Genomic DNA, 1,354 nt, shown 5'->3' with positions numbered 1-1,354 from the left:
GTGGGTCGGGTAATTCCGAAAATGCTTCTACAATTGCTAGCGAACTCATAAATCATAAGTTAGGGTGAATCCGAGTTCTCAACTCTAAACCTAAACCCTGCCTACTGTCTAGAACGAAATAGCCCTGGATAATAGGCTGAGTTTGCATAGAATTAGTCCCTCGCTGGAATTTTCACGTTATAGGGTGGGTTAACAGCTTGAATGATGAGGCTTTCTAATTCTGATGATAGCTGAATCCATTGAGTAAAATCTAGTTGGTAAAAGGCGATGCGGATGTCTGTGGCTTTCAATCCTTCAATGAATGCCCAAAGTAAAGCTTTGTGACCACCGCGAAAGCGATCGCGCAGTGTTCTGGTGAGAGCCAATGTAGAGGATTCCAAGGCTGCGATGTTTGACAGCGTAGATACCAGCCCTCATCGGAAGTTCGCGAAATTCTTTGGAAAGGGTAATACAATCCTGAGAGGGAGTGGATGCAAGAATATTTAGTATGGCTTGGGCTTCTTGCTGAATAGATTCAGGCATAGCAGTGGGAAAGTTTGCAGTTGTTTCATCCTACAGGACGATCGCCCCTGTCCATCCACAAGACCGTGAAGCGGAGCTATCCCGAGCGTGAATCGCCCTTTCCATATAGCCAAAAATAGCCAAAAAGTAATCGCACTTTTTGACTTATGCCAAAAGGTCGATCGCTCTTTTGGCATCTGGTATAGATGAAGGGCGATCGCACTTTCCTGCAAAAACATTCGCAACCAAAAGGGCGATCGGGCGGACGTTGAGTTGAGGAGATAGAGCGCCCTTTTTTGAGAAAAAGGAGGAAAGGGCGATCGCATAAGCCAGCATTTTCAATACACTTCATCATGACTGCCAATGTCTAGCAAAAGAATTTCTTCATCTGGCAACTCGGGATTTTGAATAAAATCAAATACAATCCGACAGTCATATTCCACAGTACAAGCCCAAGAGCCAGCTAATTGACCTTTTAGTTTGTGTGTTTGCGGTGATGGATCGAAAGAGTTTTCTGCCAAAAATCTCAAGACATCTTCCACTTTGGGCTGTAGATCCGGATGTTTGCTGATCAGGGCTTTGTAGGCACGTTTAAATGAGGGAGCAAAAGTGATAGTTTTCAACTGTTTAGCTCCGCGATCGCTTCATCAACTGTACCTCGAAAGACGTTGCCAGATTGATAATCCTGTTTTCCTTGTGCAATGTTAGCGGCAATTTCGGCGCGACGGCGATCGCTCAGTCTGCGCTGCATGATGACAAGCAGATTGGTTTGTTCGTCTACAGACAAGGTTTCGATCGCGTCTAAAATGCTGTCAAATGTTAAGGTTTGCATGGTGAGTTAGATTGGGAGGCT

4 protein-coding genes are annotated in these 1,354 nt (G+C 45.0%); all 4 read right to left on the bottom strand.

Translation table 11 applies throughout. The annotated features are described in order from the left end of the window. Nucleotides 1–152 precede the first annotated feature (152 nt). The gene (locus IQ270_RS31675; RefSeq protein ID WP_228056850.1) at nt 153–380 is read right to left on the bottom strand and encodes a hypothetical protein; all 228 of its coding nucleotides are present in this window, start codon (nt 378–380) and stop codon (nt 153–155) included. Nucleotides 381–666: 286 nt separating this feature from the next. Next, on the bottom strand, nt 667–837 hold the full coding sequence (locus IQ270_RS30300) for a hypothetical protein (RefSeq protein WP_228056849.1): 171 nt from the start codon (nt 835–837) through the stop codon (nt 667–669). Between the two features lie 2 nt (nt 838–839). Further along, on the bottom strand, nt 840–1,124 hold the full coding sequence (locus IQ270_RS30295) for a type II toxin-antitoxin system mRNA interferase toxin, RelE/StbE family (RefSeq protein WP_193976786.1): 285 nt from the start codon (nt 1,122–1,124) through the stop codon (nt 840–842). Then, nucleotides 1,121–1,333, bottom strand: coding sequence for a hypothetical protein (locus tag IQ270_RS30290; RefSeq protein WP_193976785.1), 213 nt, complete (start codon nt 1,331–1,333; stop codon nt 1,121–1,123). Before IQ270_RS30290 ends, IQ270_RS30295 begins: the two co-directional genes overlap by 4 nt. Nucleotides 1,334–1,354: the final 21 nt, after the last annotated feature.

It is taken from the genome of Microcoleus sp. LEGE 07076, assembly GCF_015207455.1.
In the GTDB taxonomy this organism is placed as follows: domain Bacteria; phylum Cyanobacteriota; class Cyanobacteriia; order Cyanobacteriales; family Microcoleaceae; genus Microcoleus.
Note: the sequence above shows the minus strand (reverse complement) of the source record. Positions and strands in the feature narration are given on the sequence as shown.